Source organism: Mycolicibacterium llatzerense (assembly GCF_025331195.1).
GTDB lineage: Bacteria > Actinomycetota > Actinomycetes > Mycobacteriales > Mycobacteriaceae > Mycobacterium > Mycobacterium llatzerense.
In genome coordinates, this window is sequence record NZ_LXOV01000001.1 from 2,693,792 (window position 1) to 2,713,256 (window position 19,465).

The 19,465-nt window shown below is 68.2% G+C and carries 19 protein-coding genes; 14 read left to right on the top strand and 5 right to left on the bottom strand.

Features of this window, described 5'->3' with window-relative positions; genetic code table 11:
- Window positions 1–10: 10 nt before the first annotated feature.
- Window positions 11–586 carry a 3'-5' exonuclease family protein gene (locus tag A7G45_RS13260; RefSeq protein ID WP_260937621.1) on the bottom strand — a complete coding sequence of 192 codons (576 nt, stop codon included), beginning with the start codon at window positions 584–586 and terminating at the stop codon, window positions 11–13.
- Between the two features lie 106 nt (window positions 587–692).
- Between A7G45_RS13260 and A7G45_RS13265 the strand changes: the two genes are divergently transcribed.
- Both A7G45_RS13265 and A7G45_RS13270 read left to right on the top strand, forming a co-directional pair.
- Window positions 693–989: a hypothetical protein gene (locus A7G45_RS13265; RefSeq protein ID WP_043987011.1), complete on the top strand. Its 297-nt coding sequence runs from the start codon at window positions 693–695 to the stop codon at window positions 987–989.
- 2 nt (window positions 990–991) lie between these two features.
- On the top strand, window positions 992–2,359 hold the full coding sequence (locus A7G45_RS13270; protein ID WP_260937625.1) for a hypothetical protein: 1,368 nt from the start codon (window positions 992–994) through the stop codon (window positions 2,357–2,359).
- A gap of 221 nt (window positions 2,360–2,580) precedes the next feature.
- Here A7G45_RS13270 and A7G45_RS13275 read toward each other — a convergent pair whose 3' ends face one another.
- On the bottom strand, window positions 2,581–3,432 hold the full coding sequence (locus A7G45_RS13275; RefSeq protein ID WP_260937627.1) for a dienelactone hydrolase family protein: 852 nt from the start codon (window positions 3,430–3,432) through the stop codon (window positions 2,581–2,583).
- A gap of 85 nt (window positions 3,433–3,517) precedes the next feature.
- Here A7G45_RS13275 and glmS point away from each other — a divergent pair, with 85 nt between their 5' ends.
- Window positions 3,518–5,386: a glutamine--fructose-6-phosphate transaminase (isomerizing) gene (glmS, locus tag A7G45_RS13280; protein ID WP_260937630.1), complete on the top strand. Its 1,869-nt coding sequence runs from the start codon at window positions 3,518–3,520 to the stop codon at window positions 5,384–5,386.
- Window positions 5,387–5,574: 188 nt separating this feature from the next.
- Entirely contained in the window at window positions 5,575–6,684 is a 1,110-nt protein-coding gene (locus tag A7G45_RS13285) for a GGDEF domain-containing protein (RefSeq protein ID WP_260937632.1), read from the top strand.
- A gap of 3 nt (window positions 6,685–6,687) precedes the next feature.
- Here the strand turns inward: A7G45_RS13285 and A7G45_RS13290 are convergent, their stop codons facing one another.
- Window positions 6,688–7,446: a DeoR/GlpR family DNA-binding transcription regulator gene (locus A7G45_RS13290; RefSeq protein WP_260937634.1), complete on the bottom strand. Its 759-nt coding sequence runs from the start codon at window positions 7,444–7,446 to the stop codon at window positions 6,688–6,690.
- Between the two features lie 24 nt (window positions 7,447–7,470).
- On the bottom strand, window positions 7,471–9,474 hold the full coding sequence (locus A7G45_RS13295; RefSeq protein ID WP_260938162.1) for a PTS mannitol transporter subunit IICBA: 2,004 nt from the start codon (window positions 9,472–9,474) through the stop codon (window positions 7,471–7,473).
- Window positions 9,475–9,667: 193 nt separating this feature from the next.
- On the opposite strand from A7G45_RS13295, the gene A7G45_RS13300 reads away from it, so the two are divergent.
- On the top strand, window positions 9,668–10,741 hold the full coding sequence (locus tag A7G45_RS13300) for a zinc-dependent dehydrogenase (RefSeq protein WP_260937636.1): 1,074 nt from the start codon (window positions 9,668–9,670) through the stop codon (window positions 10,739–10,741).
- Window positions 10,742–10,744: 3 nt separating this feature from the next.
- On the opposite strand, the gene A7G45_RS13305 is transcribed toward A7G45_RS13300, so the two are convergent.
- The gene (locus tag A7G45_RS13305; protein WP_260937638.1) at window positions 10,745–11,110 is read right to left on the bottom strand and encodes a hypothetical protein; all 366 of its coding nucleotides are present in this window, start codon (window positions 11,108–11,110) and stop codon (window positions 10,745–10,747) included.
- Window positions 11,111–11,215: 105 nt separating this feature from the next.
- Here A7G45_RS13305 and A7G45_RS13310 point away from each other — a divergent pair, with 105 nt between their 5' ends.
- The 9 genes from A7G45_RS13310 to A7G45_RS13350 all read left to right on the top strand — a co-directional run bounded on the left by A7G45_RS13310 (window position 11,216) and on the right by A7G45_RS13350 (window position 19,446).
- Window positions 11,216–12,628 (top strand): NAD(P)H-hydrate dehydratase, encoded by a 1,413-nt coding sequence (locus A7G45_RS13310; protein WP_260937639.1) that lies wholly within the window; start codon window positions 11,216–11,218, stop codon window positions 12,626–12,628.
- A 19-nt stretch (window positions 12,629–12,647) separates the two neighbouring features.
- Window positions 12,648–14,027 (top strand): glutamate decarboxylase, encoded by a 1,380-nt coding sequence (locus A7G45_RS13315; protein ID WP_260937641.1) that lies wholly within the window; start codon window positions 12,648–12,650, stop codon window positions 14,025–14,027.
- Between the two features lie 99 nt (window positions 14,028–14,126).
- Entirely contained in the window at window positions 14,127–15,272 is a 1,146-nt protein-coding gene (gene alr, locus A7G45_RS13320; RefSeq protein WP_260937644.1) for an alanine racemase, read from the top strand.
- 5 nt (window positions 15,273–15,277) lie between these two features.
- A complete protein-coding gene (locus A7G45_RS13325; protein WP_260937645.1) occupies window positions 15,278–16,369 on the top strand; it encodes an alpha/beta fold hydrolase in 1,092 nt (363 codons plus the stop codon).
- Window positions 16,362–16,823, top strand: a complete 462-nt coding sequence (gene tsaE, locus A7G45_RS13330) for a tRNA (adenosine(37)-N6)-threonylcarbamoyltransferase complex ATPase subunit type 1 TsaE (RefSeq protein WP_043396892.1) — start codon at window positions 16,362–16,364, stop codon at window positions 16,821–16,823. Before A7G45_RS13325 ends, tsaE begins: the two co-directional genes overlap by 8 nt.
- On the top strand, window positions 16,820–17,443 hold the full coding sequence (gene tsaB / locus A7G45_RS13335; RefSeq protein WP_260937650.1) for a tRNA (adenosine(37)-N6)-threonylcarbamoyltransferase complex dimerization subunit type 1 TsaB: 624 nt from the start codon (window positions 16,820–16,822) through the stop codon (window positions 17,441–17,443). Before tsaE ends, tsaB begins: the two co-directional genes overlap by 4 nt.
- Window positions 17,440–17,940, top strand: coding sequence for a ribosomal protein S18-alanine N-acetyltransferase (rimI, locus tag A7G45_RS13340; protein ID WP_260937651.1), 501 nt, complete (start codon window positions 17,440–17,442; stop codon window positions 17,938–17,940). The genes tsaB and rimI overlap by 4 nt, the downstream gene beginning before the upstream one ends.
- Window positions 17,937–18,962, top strand: a complete 1,026-nt coding sequence (gene tsaD, locus A7G45_RS13345; RefSeq protein ID WP_260937652.1) for a tRNA (adenosine(37)-N6)-threonylcarbamoyltransferase complex transferase subunit TsaD — start codon at window positions 17,937–17,939, stop codon at window positions 18,960–18,962. The genes rimI and tsaD overlap by 4 nt, the downstream gene beginning before the upstream one ends.
- Window positions 18,963–18,996: 34 nt before the next feature.
- Window positions 18,997–19,446, top strand: a complete 450-nt coding sequence (locus A7G45_RS13350; protein ID WP_260937653.1) for a nuclear transport factor 2 family protein — start codon at window positions 18,997–18,999, stop codon at window positions 19,444–19,446.
- The last annotated feature ends 19 nt before the right edge of the window (window positions 19,447–19,465 follow it).

The following is a 19,465-nucleotide window of genomic DNA, read 5'->3' on the forward strand; positions in this document are numbered from 1 at the left end:
TCCGCTTGACTTACTGGGCGAGTCGAGACACCAGGCGGCCTGCCAGCTGGTCGTACCAACGCATCGCCCAGCGCGCATCGCCGAGCGCGGTGTGGCGGCAACTGGCGCCGGGAGGCCGGACTCCGCACTGCCGCGACAGCTGTGTCGAATCGCTTTCCGGGGTGCGGCCGTAGTCGAGGACGTGCCTGGCGGCCAATGCGATGACGTCGACGAGTGTGGGACTCCACCCCGGCAGCAGTTGATGACGCGCCAGCATTTTGCGGAGGCAGTGGGTGTCGAAGCTGGGCACCACGCCGACGATGGTGGCGTCCATGGTCCAGTCACGAACGATCTCCGCGGCTTCGTGTTCGCGGTGCACCAGCGGCAGGTGAATGGGCCCGTAGACGACCTGGGGGTGGCGACTCGCGAAGCGACTGATGCGCAGGCCTGCGGGCTCGGCCGCGTCGAGATCGAGGTCGGCCACATCGATGTACATCACGATGCGGGATTCGCCGGCGTCGTCGCGCCGCAGCATGGCGATTTCCCAGGGTTGCCGGTCGGCGTGCAGGCCGGTGGTCTCCGTATCCAGGAAGACCAGCGGTTTCATTGTTGCAGGCTATCGCCGCCGGCCGCCGCAGAGGCGTGAAACGGCATTCCTCAGATTTTTCCGTTTCGATGGAACCGAACGGCCTTGCCGCGCGTCATAGCAAGGCATGGGAGAACGTGACGTCGCTCGGATAGACCCCTCTGGTGTGCGGGACATCGCGCAGCGCTGTGAAGCGGTCGCCGACGCCCTGGCGGTGGCCCCGTTGCTGCGGTGGTACTTCGACGGGTTCTGCGGTGGGCGTGACCACGCAGCGCGGGCGGCCGCCCTCCGCGCCGCGCTGGATCAGTCGGCCGATCAGCTTCGCGCCTGGGCGTCCGCTTCAGCGGAAGCCGCAGCGGGACTGCGGGTTTCGTCGGCAAGATACGAAGATGCCGACGCGGACCTCGCCGGCCGGTTGGTCTGACGATGGCGTCGACGTTCGACGTCGCCGGGCGGCTGGCGGAGGGTGACCGCGCGCTGACTGCCCTTGACGACTACGTGGCAGCCTGCGAGGTATTGGGGATGCCGGCTTCGGCGTCACTGCTGGAGTTGTATCGCGCCGAGAGCGGCCTGGACCTCGCCGCGCTGGCTGCCGATGCCCGCTCGCTCGAGGCTGCCGCGGTCGTCGCGCAGGACGCATTACGGTTGCAGGGCAACGGATATCGGGAGCTGACGGCGCAGTGGTCCGGTACAGGTGGCGACGCCGCCGCCGATTTTCTGCGCACGATGACGGTCGCGGCGGAGGATGTGGTTGCGCACCTGCAGCGCAGCGCCCAGGCGCTGACGGCGCTGCGCGACGAACTGTGGCGTGCCGTCGACACCAAGGTGGACGCGGTGCTGCGGGCCGATGCGCAGGCCGCGGGGCATCGTGACGAGTGGAGCGCGGCAGCCCGCGCGGTCCTCGGTGGGGCCGGAGATGTGGCGACCGCCAGCGAGATCGTCGATCAGCAACTCAAGCCCTTCGTGCTTCGCGTGGTGTTCGGGGACTTGCTGCCCGCGTTGTGGGACGCCTCCGAAGCCGTTGCGGCAGGCTATGATTCGGCAATCGGCGCGGTCACCCCGGCGAGTGTGTCGTTCGCGGTGCCCGTCGTCGTGACACCCGAATGGGCGCCACCCCCGTCGTTGCAGCCGACCGCTGCACCGATGTATCAGGCCGCGGCGACGGCGCCCTTCGGAACACTGGGTACCGCAGCGAGTTTGGCGCCGCCGGCCACGCCGGCCCCGTCGGTTACGCCGGCCGGAGCGCCGGCAGCGCCGGAGCCAGCGCTCGGAACGGCGGCGGTGCCGGAGCCGGCGCTCGGCGCTGCGACCCCGGCCGCTGCCGGTATACCCGGCGACCTCGGATTGGGCTCGAGTGTCGGCGGTTTGGGGCAACAGCTGGCCGATGCCGTCGGAGGAGCGCTCGGTTCGATGGCAGGTCTTGGGCCGGACTCGTCCGGATTCAGCGGGCTCGACGAGATCAAGGACGGTCTGGGAGACGACCTCGGGCTGGACGACGACGTCGACACCGCCGAGGACGACGACGTGGACCCTGACGAGGACGAGGAGAAGAAGGAGGCCGACGGAGAGGACGAGACCGACGAGACCGACGAAGGCGCCGACAAGGTAGCCCCCGATGCCGACGAGCAGGCCGTCGAGCCACCTCCTTCGGACCCGGTTCAGCCGTCACCCGCGCCGACCCTGCCCCCGCCGCCAGCCGCGCCGCCAGTGGAACCTGTTGCCCAACAGGAGGATCCGGCGACCAAGACGCCGTGCCAGATCGCGGCCGATCAGCTGCCGATGGTGGGGGACTGAACCGCATCGATGAGACGCAGCCGCGAACCCGTCACCGTTGACCCGTGCATCCACGGCGGGGTTGTTCGAGTGCATTGCGCCGTCAGTTCCGGGTCGACACGTGGCTGGCTGTGGACGCTGTTGATCCGGAAATCAGGGCGTGGTTGTTCGAGTGGGTTGTGCCGTGAGTTCCGGGTCAACGCACCGGCGGCTGCCGACGCGGTTGACTCTGCACTGGCGGCTCAGCCCTTCAGCAGGGCGGCGACCTTGTCTTCCAGCGCGGGGAGCTCGGCGTCGGGATCGGTGGCGACGGTCTTCGGCAGCACCACGTCGGCGTCGGCGAAATCCTTGTACGCCTTGTCGCCGGTCAGCTGGAACAGCAGGTAACCGGTCAACAGCGCCCGCACCGTCTTCTGGGTGCGGCGATCGGCGCCGGGCATCCCGACCAGTTTGGACAGCCGGAAGCCCTCGGCCAGCCCGCCCGGCACGGCTTTGTCGACGGTCCGCACCGTCGCGGTCCGCCACGCGACGGCCAGCTCGTTGGCATTGGACTGGATGGTCAGCTCGGCGCCCGGCGCTTTCAGGATCAGGCCGGGGACGCGCAGACCGGCAGCGGGCTGATCGGCCTCGGGCTTGCTGGCGGTCGGGAACACCGCGGCGACCGCCTTCGGCGGGTTGGCCGATGAGCCCAGACCGGCGGCGGTGAAGATCGCGGCCGACGCCCCGAATCCGTGCCCGACCAGGCCCAGCTTGGTCGGGTGCACGCTGATCTTGCCGGGCCCCAGTCGGACCCCGGTGATGATGTCGAGGGTGGTGCCCAGGTCGAACGCCAGGTTCAGCACCGACGGCGCGATGCCGGTCTCGGTGTCCGGCGCCGCCGCGACGATGCCCCAGGACGCCAGATGCTCGAGCGTGCCGTTGTAACGTCCGACACCCTGCAACCAGTCGTGGCCGAATGCCACACCAGGCAGATTCAGCCCGGACTCCGGGGTGTAGACAGCGCCCGGCAGGCCGGCAAAACCCAGGTCACCGCGCAGAACGCGGTGCGGGCCGCGGCGCGTGAGGGCACCGAAGAGCTGCTTCGTCTTGGCCACCCGATGACGTTAGCGCAGTGCCTGCGAATTGTGCGCGATGCGGGCGCAGTCCGGCACCCCGGCGGCTGCACTACCCTGAATAACCATGTGTGGAATCGTCGGCTATGTCGGGCAACGGCCGGCCCGCGACATCGTGGTCGACGCGCTGCGACGGATGGAATACCGCGGTTATGACTCCGCCGGTCTCGCCTTGGCCGACGGCCACGGCGGCCTGACCATCCGGCGGCGCGCCGGCCGACTGGCCAACCTCGAAGAGGCGCTGGCCGAAACCGATGCCGCCGAGCTCGAAGGCACCACCGGCATGGGGCACACCCGCTGGGCGACCCATGGGCGCCCCACCGACCGCAATGCGCATCCGCACAGCGATGCCAGCGGCAAGCTCGCGGTGGTCCACAACGGCATCATCGAGAACTTCGCGGTCTTGCGCGCCGAGCTGGAAACCGCCGGCGTCGAGTTCCAGAGCGACACCGACTCTGAGGTGGCCGTGCATCTGGTGGCGCAGGCCTACCGGCAGGGGCCGACGGCCGGCGACTTCGTCGCGTCGGTGCTGGCCGTGCTGCGCCGGCTGGAGGGGCACTTCACGCTGGTGTTCACCAACGCCGACGAGCCGGGCACCATCATCGCGGCCCGCCGGTCCACCCCGCTGGTGGTCGGCGTCGGTGACGGCGAGATGTTCATCGGCTCCGACGTCGCGGCCTTCATCGAATACACCCGTGACGCCGTCGAGCTCGGGCAGGACCAGGCCGTGGTGATCACCGCGGACGGCTACCAGGTGCTGGACTTCGACGGCGCCGATGCGTCCGACCGTGCTCGGCCGTTCCACATCGACTGGGACCTGTCGGCCGCCGAAAAGGGTGGCTACGACTACTTCATGTACAAGGAGATCGCCGAGCAGCCCACGGCCGTCTCCGACACGCTGCTCGGCCACTTCGTCGACGGCAAGATCGTCCTCGACGAGCAGCGGCTCTCCGACCAGGAGCTGCGCGACGTCGACAAGGTCTTCATCGTCGCGTGCGGTACCGCGTACCACTCCGGCCTCCTGGCCAAGTACGCCATCGAGCACTGGACCCGGCTCCCGGTCGAGGTCGAGCTGGCCAGCGAGTTCCGCTACCGCGATCCTGTGCTGGACCGCAGCACGCTGGTGATCGCCATCTCGCAGTCCGGCGAGACCGCGGACACCCTCGAGGCCGTCCGGCACGCGAAGGGCCAGAAGGCCAAGGTGCTGGCCATCTGCAACACCAACGGCTCGCAGATTCCCCGCGAAGCCGACGCGGTGCTCTACACCCGGGCCGGGCCGGAGATCGGCGTCGCTGCCACCAAGACCTTCCTCGCCCAGTTGGCCGCGAACTACCTGGTCGGCCTGGCGCTGGCCCAGGCCCGCGGCACCAAGTACCCCGACGAGGTAGCCCGCGAATACCGCGAGTTGGAGGCCATGCCGGCCTTGGTCGAGCAGGTGCTCGAGCGGCTGGACCCGATCGCCGATCTGGGGCGGCAGTTCGCGAAGTCGCCCACGGTGCTGTTCCTGGGGCGGCACGTCGGCTACCCGGTGGCCCTCGAAGGTGCGCTCAAGCTCAAGGAGCTGGCGTACATGCACGCCGAGGGCTTCGCTGCCGGTGAGCTCAAGCACGGTCCCATCGCGCTGATCGACGACGGTCTGCCGGTGATCGTGGTGATGCCGTCGCCCAAGGGCGCCGCGATGCTGCACGCCAAGCTGCTGTCGAACATCCGCGAGATTCAAGCCCGCGGTGCGGTCACCATCGTCATCGCCGAGGAAGGCGACGAGACGGTGCGCCCGTACGCCGACTACATCTTCGAAATCCCGGCCACCTCGACGTTGTTCCAGCCGTTGCTGTCGACCATCCCGCTGCAGGTGTTTGCCGCGTCGGTGGCCCGCGAGCGGGGCTATGACGTGGACAAGCCCCGCAACCTGGCGAAGTCCGTTACCGTCGAGTAGCTATTTCTCTGGCGTTCTCCATGTCTATGCCCTAGCATGGGAAAACGCTGGTCAGCCGCATCTGCACACCTTGTTGGAAATTAGCTGCGGATACGCGGTTGATTGCGGGGTGAGTGTCAGTCGAAGGTGTTCGCTGTGAGGGCCGTGGATTGTTGCTGGATGCTGCTGCGCGTCGTGCGACCGTCTGCATGGTCCGCGAATGGTGGAACACGCCCACCGACTACGACGCCCAGGTCGAGTACTTCGCCAAGCGGTCGCTGACGGGGCTGATCCAGTTCCTCATCGGACTCGGCGTCGGCATGGTCGGTTTGATCACCCTGATTTCCCAGTGGTCCGGCGTCGAACCCGCCGGAGTGGCCGTCCGAGTTGTGTCGGGTGTTTTCGCCACGGCGATGTTCGTCTGGAGCTGGGTGTGGTGGCTCCGACCGTGGCCGTCGTACCGGCTGTCGCACGCCTTCATCATCAACGTCGACATCGGCGTCACCGTGGTGACCCTGCTCAATCAGCGGGTGCTGTCCGGGATGTTCGGCCTGAGCGCCCTGCTCCTGGTGTCGTTCTACATCATCTTCTTCGACGGACCGAAAGCCCTTGCCGTGCATAGCACTTGGGCGGTGGCGTCGATCGCGGCGATGGCTGTCGAGATCGCGATCATGGGCGGCGGCGATCCGGTACTCGCGTTTGTGAAGTTGCTGTCGGGCGGGGCGCTCGCGGTGGCACCGATAGCGGCCCACTTCGGTATCTGGGCCTTGCGCAATGAAGCCAACGAAGCCTCGAACGACCCGTTGACGGGATTGCTCAACCGGCGCGGTCTCAATCTGCACATCGACGATCTGCTGCGCGGCCATCACAAGCGTGCGGCGTGCGTTGCGGTCATCGTGATCGACCTGGATCGGTTCAAGGTCATCAACGACCGATTCGGCCACCACGTCGGAGACGAGGTGCTGGTCCGATGTGCCGCTCGGTTGGCGTCAGTGGTGCACGGCGGCGCGCTGGTGGCGCGGGTCGGTGGCGAGGAGTTCGTGGTTGTCGATGTTCTCCAGCCGGGGGATTGGCTGGCCGTGGCCGACCGGATGCGTGTCGCGTTGTCAGGCCGCAGCGACCACGCGCCGATAACGGCGAGTATCGGGATCACCGCTACGGCAATTGAGTATTTCTTCGACTCGGGGTGTGACCACGCGGAACTGCTCGGCGACTTGGTTGCTCGTGCAGACGAAGCGATGTTCGTCGCGAAGCGCGGCGGCGGCGACGCCGTCAGCTACCTGCCACCGATGCCCGACGCGGTTCGGGCTTCGTGGTGACCTTCAGGTGCGGACGACCGACGGACCGAGCGCCTCGTAGCGGTGGGCGTCCGCGGCCGACAACTCGGTGCCGGTGACGATCGTCTCGAAATCGCCCACTTCGGCGAACCGGCAGAAGCTGGTGACACCGAATTTCGAGTGGGCGGCCACGAGAATCCGGCGCGCCGCGACCGTCACCGCGGTCTGCTTGACCGCGGCTACGGCGGGATCCGGTGTCGTGAGCCCGTGCTCGGGCGAAATGCCGTTGGTGCCGAGGTAGGCGATGTCGATGACCAGGCTGCGCAGTCGCTCGACTGCCCAGTTGTCCACCGTGGCCAGGGTCCGTCCGCGCATCCGCCCGCCGAGCAGGAGCACCGTCACGGTCTCACTGTGAGCGAGCGCTTCGGCGGCCAGCAGCGACGACGTCACGACCGTCAGCTCTTGGTCGGCCAGGCGTTCGGCGATCAGACGCGGCGTGAAACCCTCATCGAGGTAGACGGTTTCGGCCCCGTGCAGCAGATCCGCGGCCGCGGCCGCGACCCGGTGTTTCTGGGCCAGGTCGACCTGGCTGCGGTACTCCACGGTCGATTCGAAGGCCGCCGTCTCCAGCGGTATCGCGCCGCCGTGCACCCGCTTGAGCATGCGCCGCCCGGCCAGCACCTTCAGATCGCGACGGATGGTCTCGGATGCCACGTTCAGTTCGTCGGCCAGGGCGAGCACCTCGACCCGCCCGCGGGTGCGGGCGAACTCGACGATGCGGCGCTGACGGCTGTCGGAATCCACGGATGACATTCTTGCGGTCGCCACCTACCGCGCTGCGCTCAGCACCGCCCGGACCTCCTCGGGTGTGCTGGCCTGGCGCAAGCGCTCGACTTCGTCCTTGTCCAGGAACACGTGGGCGATCCGGGTGAGAAGCGCCATGTGGTCTTTACCGGCGCCGGCGATGCCCACTACGAACTCGGCGGGTTTGCCGTTCCAGTCGATGGGTTCGGGATAGCGGACAAAGGAGATCCCGCTGTGGCGGATCGCGCCCTTTGCGTCGTTGGTGCCGTGCGGGATGGCCAGACCGTTGCCCATGTAGGTCGATACCGATTTTTCCCGCTCGTGCATGGCGTCGACGTAGGAGGCGTCGACGGCGTGCGCGGCGACCAGCAGGCTGCCGGCCTCGCTGATGGCGGCCTCGGCGGTGGTGGCCGACCCGGCCAGCACGATCGAGTCCAGCGCCAGCACGTCATCGGGTTGCGTGTCCGAGGCGACGGGTTCGACCGTGGTTTCAGCGGGTTCGGCCGGAGTCGCGGGGGTGGCGTTGTTGGTGCGGCCCAGCAGTTCGATGATCTCGTCGTAGCGGGGGGAGTTCATGAAATCGTCGACCGAGACGTGGATGGCAGACGGGGTCTTCTGCCGCGCCCGCTCGGTGAGGTCACGGTGGGTGACAGCCAGCCCATAGGTGTCGGTGAGATTGGAGATGGCCTGGTTCTCCACCGTCACGTCGGTGAACCCCGCCTCGCGGATCTTCTTGCGCAGCACCGAGGCTCCCATCGCCGACGAACCCATGCCGGCGTCGCAGGCGAACACGACGCTGGAGATCGGGGTGGCCGCGGAGCTGCCGACCAGCGCCGAGGCGACGCTGGACCGCTTGCCCTTGAGAGCCTCCATCTCGGCTGTGGCGGCGGCCAGATCCGGTTCATCGGTGGCCCGGTCGGTCTTGAGCAGCAGCGCGGCCACCGCGAACGAGACGGCGGCCGCCCCGAACACCGACAGCGTGACGCCGACGTAGCTACCCGTCGCGGTCTGGGCGTAGACGGCGATGATCGAACCGGGCGCGGCCGGGGCGCGCAGGCCCGAGCCGAACAGCACATTGATGAAGACGCCCGTCATCCCGCCGAGGATGGTGGCGGCGATGAGCTTCGGCTTCATCAGCACGTACGGGAAGTAGATCTCGTGGATGCCGCCGAGGAACTGGATGATCGCCGCTCCCGGCGCCGATGCCTTTGCCGCTCCGCGACCGAACACCATGAACGCCAACAGGATTCCCAGACCGGGACCGGGGTTGGCCTCCAGTAGGAACAGCACGGACTTGCCGGTGGCCAGCGCCTGGGTCGTGCCCAGCGGCGTCAGCACGCCGTGGTTGATGGCGTTGTTGAGGAAGAGCACCTTGGCGGGTTCGATGAAGATCGAGGTGAGCGGCAGCAGATCATGCCCGACCAGGAAGTCGACGCCGTGGCCGGCGCCGCGGGTGAAGGCCGATACCACCGGGCCGACACCGAAGAAGCCGATGACGGCCATCACCAGGCCGGCGATGCCGGCCGAGAAGTTGTTCACCAGCATCTCGAAGCCGGGGCGGATCTTGCCGTCCCACAACGCATCCAGCTTCTTGATGACCCATCCGCCCAAGGGCCCCATGATCATCGCGCCCATGAACATCGGAACATCCGCGCCCGCAACCACTCCCATGGTGGTGATGGCGCCGACCACGGCTCCGCGGGTGCCGTACACCATCCGGCCGCCCGTGGATCCGATGAGGATCGGCAGCAGGTAGGTGATCATCGGCCCGACGATGCCGCCCTTCTCGTACGCACCCCAGCCGCCGATGTGGGCCACCCAGCCGTCGGGGTTCTGCAGGCTGTGAAAGAGGCCGGGCAACCAACCGGTCTTGATGAAAAGAGCCGTGATCAGGCCCCATGCGATGAAGGCGCCGATATTCGGCATCACCATGTTCGACAGTGACGTGCCGAGCTGTTGAACACGCACCCGCAGGCTGCTGCGCCGCGGTGTCTCCGTCGTTGCAGTCACAGTGCTGGACCTCCGCATGTCGCCCATGAAGGTGATGCCCGTCACATCACCGCGTGTTACGAGTAAAGCCCACAAATGGGCAGCTTGGCAAGCAAATGGGCATAAATGGGCAGAGAAATGTTTGTGGTTATGCCCGATTTGCGGTTAGAGTGGGCGCAGACGTGAACCACGACACACCCACCGGCCAGGCCGGAGTACCGGAAGGAACGCCATGAAAGCGCTGCGCTACTACGCACCCGAGGACGTCCGGCTCGAAGATGTGGCCGAACCGGTGTGTGGACCCGACGAGGTCAAGATCCGGGTGCGCAACTGCTCGACCTGCGGCACGGACGTCAAGATCCTGCACAACGGGCATCAGAATCTGACCCCGCCGCGCACCATCGGGCACGAGATCGCGGGCGACATCGTGGAGGTGGGCGCCAACGTGAATGCCGCCTACGGCACCGATTGGGCCGAGGGCGACCGGGTCCAGGTGATCGCCGCCGTGCCGTGCGGTGACTGCCACGAATGCCGGAAGGGCTGGATGGCGGTGTGCCAGAACCAGACATCCATGGGCTACCAGTACGACGGCGGGTTCGCGGAATACATGATCGTGCCCCGTCAGGTGCTCAAAGTCGATGGGCTGAACCGGATTCCGGACAACGTCGGCTACGACGAGGCGTCTGCCGCCGAGCCGTTCGCGTGTGCCATCAACGCTCAGGATCTGCTGGGTATCGAGCCGGGGGACACCGTGGTGGTGTTCGGGGCCGGCCCCATCGGGTGCATGCACATCCGCATCGCCCGCGGTGTGCACAACTGTGGGCCCGTCTACCTCGTCGACGTCAACGACGCCCGGCTGCAGATGTCCGCCGATGCGGTGCATCCCGACGAGGTCATCAACGCAGCCGAGACCGATGTGGTGGCGCGGGTGATGGAGCTGACGGGTGGCCGCGGCGCCGATGTGGTGATCACCGCGACCGCGGCCAACGTCACCCAGGAACAGGCGATCGCGATGGCCGCGCGCAACGGCCGGATCTCGTTCTTCGGCGGCCTGCCCAAGACCGACCCGACCATCACGTGCGACTCGAACGTGGTGCACTACCGGCAGCTGCACATCCACGGGGCCAACGGATCCGCGCCCGAGCACAACAAGCGCGCGTTGCAGTACATCTCGACCGGTCAGGTTCCCGTGAAGGACTTGATCACCCGGCACATCGCCCTCGACGAGGTGCTCGATGCCTTCTCGATCGTCCAGAACGGTGAGGCGATCAAGGTGACGGTGGAGCCCAGCGCGGTTCTCGTCTGAGACTCAGCCCCCGACGGCGGCAATGTAGCCACCGATGCCGAATGCGCACAGCACAGCGCACAGCCCCATGGTGCCGACGGCGAACGGCCAGGCGCGCAGGCGTTTCACCAGCCGGATGACGGTGAAGACGGTGCCGGCGAGAGCAACCAGAATGGCCGCGATGAAGCCCGCGGCCATCGCGTTGATGCCGGCATCGATGTGGCAGGTGGCCGGCGGGCAGTAGTCGGTGAACGCCATCGCGAACACCGCGAAGAATGCGGCCACGCCGCCGCCGACGTAGGTGAGCACCAGCGCGCTGATCGATGCGGCGAGGTCGCCGCTCGAGATCGGGGGCTTGGCCGGTGGCGGCGGCGGATAGCCGTAGGTCATGGCGGGATGGTATCCGCGCTGAATGTTGGCTTGTGTGCGAACTTGCGTCAATTGTTCGCACACAAGCCGACGCTGGGCGCGCGGATCTGCGTAACCTTCGGAGCTATGCGGCACTACTACACCGCCGAGCAGATCCGCGCGGCCGAGGCGCCGCTGCTGGCATCGCTGCCCGATGGCGTGCTCATGCGCCGGGCCGCCTACGGGCTGGCGACGGCGATCGCCACCGAACTCAAGGCCCGCACGGGTGGCGTGAGCGGGCGCAGCGTCTGTGCCGTCGTCGGCTCGGGGGACAACGGTGGCGACGCGCTGTGGGCCGCCACCTTCCTGCGCCGGCGCGGTGCGGCCGCAACAGCGGTGCTGCTGAACCCGGACCGTGCTCACACACCAGCGCTCGCCGCGTTCCGTAGGGCAGGTGGACGCGTCGTCGAATCAATCTCGCCGACAGCCGATTTGGTGATCGACGGCGTCGTCGGCATCGGGGCCACCGGAGCCCTGCGACCCGACGCCGCGGCCGTCTTCGACGCCAACACCGCGCCCGTTGTCGCCGTCGACCTGCCCAGCGGTATCGACGTGCAGACGGGCGCGGCCGACGGCCCGCACGTGCGGGCCGCGCTGACGGTCACCTTCGGTGGACTCAAACCGGTGCACGGCCTGGCCGACTGCGGGCGCGTCGAGCTGATCGACATCGGCCTCGACCTGCCCGAGCCTGCGTTCCTGGGGTTCGAAGCGCACGACATCCGTACCCGCTGGCCGGTGCCGAGGCCGGCGGACGACAAGTACAGCCAGGGCGTCACCGGGGTGCTCGCGGGGTCGGTCACCTATCCGGGCGCGGCGATCCTGAGCACCGGTGCCGCCGTCGCCGCCACCTCCGGGATGGTCCGCTACGCCGGCTCCGCGCACGCCGAGGTGGTGTCGCACTGGCCGGAAGTCGTTGCGGCGTCGGATGCGTCGGCAGCCGGGCGGGTCCAGGCCTGGGTGGTCGGCCCGGGGCTGGGCACCGACACCGCGGGCGACGACGCACTGCGCTTCGCGCTGGCCACCGACCTGCCGGTGATCGTCGACGCCGACGCCTTGACCCTGCTGGCCGCCGATCTCGATCTCGTCGCCGACCGTACGGCGCCCACAGTGCTGACGCCGCATGCCGGTGAATTCGCCCGGCTCGCAGGACATCCGCCGGGTTCCGATCGCGTCGGTGCCGCCCGCGCGCTGGCCGAACGGCTCGGCGCCACGGTGCTGTTGAAGGGCAACGTCACCGTCATCGCCGATCCAGTCGGCCCGACCTACCTGAACCCGGCCGGCCAATCCTGGGCTGCCACAGCCGGATCCGGCGACGTGCTGTCCGGCGTCATCGGCGCCCTGCTGGCGTCCGGCATCGCACCCGGTGAGGCCGCCGCGATGGCGGCCTTCGTGCATGCCCGCGCCGCGGGCCTGTCGGCTGCCGATCCCGGGCCGCACCCTGCGCCGACGTCGGCGCACCGCATCTTGGCCCATGTTCGGGCCGCCATCGCATCGCTCTGACCAACAAAGGGGAATCAGTATGTCGCGCAAGCACGTTCATGGACCGACCATGAGCCCTGCGTACACCGGGCGGTTGTCCACCGCGCCGATCCCGTCGCTGCGGCTGCCCGACGACCCGCTGGACCCGCAGGCCGCGTACCGCTTCATCCACGACGAGCTGATGCTCGACGGCAGCTCCCGGCTGAACCTCGCGACGTTCGTCACCACATGGATGGACCCCGAGGCCGAGAAGCTGATGGCCGAGACGTTCGACAAGAACATGATCGACAAGGACGAATACCCGGCGACCGCGGCGATCGAGTCCCGCTGCGTGGCCATGGTGGCCGACCTGTTCCACGCCGAGGACCTGCGCGACGACGACCCGGCGTCGGCCTGCGGGGTCTCGACCATCGGTTCCAGTGAGGCCGTGATGCTGGCCGGGCTGGCCCTCAAATGGCGCTGGCGCGAGAAGGTGGGGGACTGGAAGGGACGCACACCCAACTTGGTGATGGGTTCCAACGTCCAGGTGGTGTGGGAGAAGTTCTGCCGCTACTTCGACGTCGAGCCCCGGTACCTGCCGATGACCGAAGGCCGCTACGTCATCACCCCCGAACAGGTACTCGCCAACGTCGACGAGGACACCATCGGTGTGGTGGGCATCCTGGGGACCACGTTCACCGGCGAGCTCGAACCCATCGCCGAGATCTGTGCGGCCCTGGACAAGCTCGCCGCCGACGGCGGGGTGGACGTACCCGTGCATGTCGACGCCGCCAGCGGCGGCTTCGTCGTGCCGTTCCTGCACCCGGACCTGCAGTGGGATTTCCGGCTGCCGCGGGTGGTGTCGATCAACGTCAGCGGCCACAAGTACGGGCTGACGTACCCCGGCATCGGTTTCGTGGTGTGGCGTAGCGGGCAGCACCTGCCCGAGGATCTGGTGTTCCGGGTCAACTACCTGGGCGGCGACATGCCGACCTTCACGCTGAACTTCTCCCGGCCCGGCAACCAGGTCGTCGGCCAGTACTACAACTTCCTGCGTCTCGGCCGGGCCGGGTACACGCAGATCATGCATTGCCTGTCGGATACCGCCCGGTGGATCGGCGACGAGTTGCGCAAGAGCGAGCACTTCGAGGTGATCACGGATGGTTCGGCCATCCCGGTGATCTCCTGCCGGCTCAAGGGCAAGCGGCCCTACACCGAGTTCGACGTCTCGCACGCCTTGCGGGCCTACGGCTGGCAGGTGCCGGCCTACACGATGCCCGACGACGCGACGGACATCGCGGTGCTGCGGATCGTGGTCCGGGAGGGTTTCTCGGCGGACCTGGCCCGCGCCCTGCGCGACGACCTGATCACCGTGCTGAACAGCTTGGACGAGCTCAAACCGAAGGGGCAGTTCGACGAGGTGCAGCCCTTCGCGCATTAGCCGGCGAACGTGCGCTTGTGTTCGAGATTCTTCGAAATCGTGGTGCACAAGCTCACGCTCGACGCGAGTCGGCGGGCGTCTGGGAGAATCGGAAGCGATATGAGCTCGCCGAATCCCCAACCTGCTGCCCAGGCCGTCATCGACCTGGGCGCAATTGCGCATAACGTGCGGCTTTTGCGGGAACGCGCAGGCAGCGCCGCGGTGATGGCGGTGGTCAAGGCCGACGGTTACGGACACGGCGCGCCGCAGGTGGCGCGCGCCGCGCTGGCGGCCGGGGCCTCCGAGCTGGGTGTCACCAACATCACCGAGGCGCTCGCATTGAGGCAGGCCGGCATCACGGCGCCGGTGCTGTCCTGGCTGAACCTGCCCGGCACCGACTTCGCTCCCGCGCTGGCCGCCGACGTGCAGGTGGGGGTGTCCTCGGTGCGCCAGTTCGACGACGTGCTCGACGCGGTGCGCCGCAGCGGCGCGCCCGCCACCATCACGGTCAAGGTCGACACGGGCCTGAGCCGCAACGGCGTCAGCCCCGCCGAATACCCGGCCCTGCTCGAGGCGATCGCCCGGGCCACCGCTGACGGTGCTGTCCGCCCGCGCGGCATCATGAGCCACCTCGCGTGCGGAGACGATCCGCAGCACCCGATGAACGACACCCAGGCCGCGCGCCTCACCGCGGCCCGGGCACAGGCGCTCGCCGCCGGGGTGCGCTTCGAGGTGGCGCACCTGGCCAACTCGCCCGCCACGCTGACCCGGCCCGATCTGCACTTCGATGTGGTGCGGCCCGGTATCGCGGTCTACGGGCAGACGCCGATTCCCGCGCTCGGCGATTTCGGTCTGCGGCCCGTCATGACGCTGAAATGTCCTGTCTCCGCGGTGCGTTCGATCAAGGCCGGCGACGGGGTTTCCTACGGGCACACGTGGATCGCCGACTGTGACACCACCGTCGGGCTGATCCCGCTCGGTTATGCCGACGGGGTCTTCCGCGGCCTGAGCGGACGCATCGACGTCAGCATCAACGGCGCCAGGTACCGCAACGTCGGGCGAATCTGTATGGACCAGTTCGTGATTGACCTCGGTCCCGACGGTGCCGGCGTCACGGTGGGCGACGAGGCGGTGCTGTTCGGCTCGGGTGCCGCCGGTGAGCCCACGGCGCAGGACTGGGCCGAATTGCTCGGCACCATCAACTACGAGGTCGTCACCAGCCCACGGGGCAGGATCGCCCGGACCTATCGCGAGTCGACAGGCTGACGCCCATGAGCGACAACAAGAATGCCCGGTGGCTGGCGGGCATGGCCGGTCTCACTGCCGTGGGGTCGGTCGCCGGGATCAGCGTGGCCCGCTCGCTGCGCCGCCGCAGCGGCGAAGATCCGTACGCCGGTGAGGATTTCACGACACTCGACGCCGACCGCGGCTGCGTCGTCACGGCCACCGACGGGGTGCCGCTGGCGGTGCGTGAGGTCGGCCCGAAAGACGCCCGATTGACGGTGCTCTTCGCGCACGGTTTCTGTAACAGCATGGGCTCCTTCCATTTTCAGCGGGCCCGCCTCGCCGAGCGGTGGGGCGATCAGGTCCGGATGGTGTTCTACGACCAGCGCGGTCACGGCCGCTCGTCGGCCGGGCCGGTCGACTCGTACACCGTCCCGCGGCTCGGTCAGGACCTCGAATCGGTGATGCGGGTGATGGCTCCGCGCGGTCCCGTGGTGCTGGTCGGTCACTCGATGGGTGGCATGACCGTCCTGTCCCACGCGCGCCAGTTCCCGCGGAACTACCCGTCCCGGGTGTGCGGGGTGGCGCTCATCGCCTCTGCGGCACAAGGGGTTACCCGATCACCGCTGGGTGAGGTGTTGCAGAACCCGGCGCTGGAGGCGGCCAAGGTCGCGGTGCGGTTCGCGCCCGGAGCGGTCAGTGCGGGCCGGGGTGCGGCCAAGGCCGTCATCGGCCCGGTGCTCAAGGCCGCATCGTTCGGCGATGCCGCGGTCAGCCCGTCCGTGGCGCGGTATGTCGAGAAGATGATGCATGAGACCTCGATGCGAACCACCGTGGAGTTCCTGCACGCCCTCGAAGTGCACGACGAGGCCGGTGCGCTGGCGGTGCTGCAGCACGTGCCCACCCTGATCGCCTGCGGCGACCAGGATTTGCTCACCCCGCTGGCCAAATCCCAGGCCATGACCCGGCAGCTGCCGAAGTCCGAACTGGTGATCGTCGAAGGCGCCGGACACATGGTGCACATGGAGCAACCCGAACTGATCAACGAGGCGCTGGAGCGCTTCGTCGAGCATGCCACCCCGTCCCGATTGGTGGCGCTGACCCGGCATCTGCGTGGAAAGGCCAAGCGCAATGGATGATTCGCACGGCACCGTGCACCTGCCGACCGAAGCCGACACCAAGGCCCTCGGCGCCCGGTTCGGCGCCGAGCTGCGGGTCGGTGACGTCGTGGTGCTCACCGGTCCGCTGGGGGCCGGAAAAACCATGCTGGCCAAAGGAATTGCCCAGGGCATGGACGTCGAGGGCGCGGTGACGTCGCCGTCGTACGTGCTGGCCCGCGTGCATCCTGCCCGGCGTGCCGGATATCCCGCGATGGTGCACGTCGACATGTACCGGCTGCTCGACTCGGGCAGCACCGACCTGCTCGGAGAACTCGACTCGCTCGATCTCGACACCGACCTCGACGACGCCGTGGTGGTCGTCGAGTGGGGCGAGGGCCTGGCCGAGCGACTGTCGGCCAGCCATCTGGACATCCGGTTGGAGCGTGCCGACGACGACACCCGTACTGCTGTCTGGCATTGGAGCCGCGCATGATCCTCGCAATCGACACTGCGACCCCGGCGGTGACAGCGGGGGTCGCCCGGCGCACCGCTGCCGGCGTCGAGGTGCTGGCCGAACGGATCACCATCGACGCCCGCGCGCACGCCGAGCAGTTGACGCCCAATGTGGTTGCCGCCGTTGCCGATGCCGGGATCACGTTCGCCGACCTGGAGGCTGTCGTCGTCGGCTGCGGGCCGGGACCGTTCACCGGATTGCGCGTCGGCATGGCCACTGCGGCCGCGTATGGACAGGCACTCGGTATCCCGGTGTACGGGGTGTGCAGCCTGGATGCGATCGCCCCCGAAACACCTGGAGAGTTGTTGGTGGTCACCGACGCCCGTCGCCGTGAGGTGTACTGGGCGCGGTACCGCGACGGCGTGCGGGTCGACGGACCGGCGGTCAGCGCCGCGGCCGATGTCGTGCCGGGTTCGGGTTCGGTCGCCGGCCCGGCCGCGCAGGCCGCACTGTTCCCGTTGCCCTCGCTGGCGGTCGAGTATCCGACGGTCACCGGTCTGGTGACCGCCGCCGACTGGGACCAGCCGCCCGCCGCGCTGGTGCCGCTGTACCTGCGCCGCCCCGATGCGAAAACCCTTGCCGAGCGGGGCCTTTCGTGAGCACCGAATATGGGTTGCTGACGGTCGGCGACGCCGACCGGTGCGGCGAACTCGAAGCGATGCTGTTCCCGGGCGACGACCCGTGGCCGGCGGTGGCGTTCATCCGCGAGCTCGACTCGAACCACAACCACTACGTCGCGGCGCGCGACGGCAAGCTGCTGGTGGGCTACGCCGGCATCAGCCGGCTGGGCCGTAAACCGCCGTTCGAGTACGAGGTGCACACCATCGGGGTCGATCCGGCCTATCAGGGTCGGGGCATCGGCCGGGAGCTGCTGGACCGGCTGTTGACCATCGCCGACGGCGGCACCGTGTTCCTGGAGGTACGCACCGACAACGAACCGGCGATCGGGCTGTACGAGAGCGTCGGGTTCGTGAAGATGGGTGTGCGCAAGCGGTATTACCGGATCAGTGGCGCGGACGCGTACACCATGCGGCGGGACGCGGATGTGAGCAGCGTGTCAGGCGACGCGGACGTGAGGAGCAATTCAGACTCATGACAATCATCTTGGCCATCGAAAGCTCCTGTGACGAAACAGGAGTCGGCATCTGTGAACTCAAGGACGACGGCACCGTCACGCTGCTGGCCGACGAGGTCGCATCCAGCGTCGACGAACATACCCGGTACGGCGGTGTGGTCCCCGAGATCGCTTCGCGCGCGCACCTGGAGTCGTTGGGGCCGACCATGCACCGGGCTCTGGCGACCGCCGGCATCGAGCGGCCCGACGTGGTCGCGGCGACCATCGGCCCCGGCCTGGCCGGCGCGTTGTTGGTGGGTGTGGCTGCGGCCAAGGCCTATTCGGCGGCGTGGGGGGTGCCGTTCTACGGCGTGAACCACCTGGGCGGGCACCTGGCTGCCGACGTCTACGACCACGGCCCCTTGCCCGAGAGCGTCGGCCTGCTGGTGTCGGGCGGTCACACGCATCTGCTGCACGTCCGGTCGCTCGGTGAGCCGATCGAGGAACTCGGCAGCACCGTCGATGACGCGGCGGGCGAGGCGTACGACAAGGTGGCCCGGCTGCTGGGGCTGGGTTATCCCGGTGGCCGGGTGCTCGACGAGCTGGCCCGCACCGGCGACCGGAACGCCATCGTGTTCCCACGTGGCATGACGGGTCCGCGAGATGACCCGTACGCCTTCAGTTTTTCCGGATTGAAGACTGCGGTCGCCCGGCACATGGAAAAACACCCCGATGCGTCGCACGCCGATGTGGCGGCCGGCTTTCAGGAAGCCGTTGCGGACGTGTTGACCCGCAAGGCGGTTCGCGCGGCCACCGACCTCGGGGTGTCGACGCTGCTGATCGCCGGGGGAGTGGCGGCCAATTCCCGGCTGCGGGAGCTGGCCGAAGAACGCTGTGCCGAGGCGGGTTTGACGCTTCGGGTGCCGCGGCCCCGGTTGTGCACCGACAACGGCGCCATGATCGCCTCGTTCGCGGCGCACCTCATCGCGGCGGGAGCCAAGCCGTCGCGTCTCGATGTGCCGAGTGATCCGGGCCTGCCGGTGGTGCAGGGACAGATCGCATGAGCGTGGGCAGCGAGGAGCCGGAGGCGGATCGCGGATGACTTCCGACCTGGCAGACAAGCTGGCCATCACCGAGCTGCTGTACCGGTACGCCGAGCTGATCGACGCGGGCGACTTCGACGGCGTGGGAGAGCTGTTGGGGCGCAGCCGGTTCGGCGGGCCGAATTCCGGCAGCGTCGAGGGCCGGCACCTGATCGCCAACACCTTCGCGCGCACCACTCGCCGCTTTCCCGATCACGGAAATACGCCGAGGACACGGCATCTGGTGCTCAACCCGATCGTCGAACTCGACGGAGATACCGCGCACGCTCGGTCGACGTTCTGTGTGGTGCAGCAGACCGATACCGTGCCGCTGCAACCCATAGTGGTGGGCTGCTATGCGGATACCTTCGCGCGCGACGACGCCGGCTGGTACTTCACCGAACGTGTCGTGGATGTTCAGATGGTCGGCGACGTGTCCGACCACCTGAACATCTCGCTGCAATGAGCCCCAGTCACACAAGGCA